Source organism: Mameliella sp. CS4 (assembly GCF_019392335.1).
GTDB lineage: Bacteria > Pseudomonadota > Alphaproteobacteria > Rhodobacterales > Rhodobacteraceae > Antarctobacter.
On the sequence record NZ_JAHXRQ010000108.1, the window covers coordinates 1 to 346 of the forward strand.

The following is a 346-nucleotide window of genomic DNA, read 5'->3' on the forward strand; positions in this document are numbered from 1 at the left end:
CTGGCGTCGGCACAGGCGAAGGAAGCTGCTTCACCCGGCGAGAGCGGGTAGCCGTTCCCATGCCCGTCGTACTGCATGGTCACGTTCTGCGGTCCGACCGTGGCGCTGGTCTTCGTCGAAGCGTCCGGCTGCGCGTTGGCGACTGAGGCCTTGATCACCACGCCATTCCGCAGCGGGAAGGTCGGGAGCTGGACGGGGGTGCCCGTGGTCACGATCACAACTTGGCCGGTGACCGGGGCCGCAGGGACGGGGGTGGCGACCATCAGCGCCCCGTCAGAACTGACCTGAAGCGCCCGCTTCTTGCCGAGCGAGTCCAGCGCAGCGATGTGCAGCGGCGGAGTGGCCG

The 346-nt window shown here is 68.8% G+C and carries 1 protein-coding gene; it reads right to left on the bottom strand.

Features of this window, described 5'->3' with window-relative positions; translation table 11 throughout:
• The coding region (locus KZZ07_RS26730; protein WP_219519954.1) for a hypothetical protein at positions 1 to 346 on the bottom strand (346 nt) is incomplete at both ends.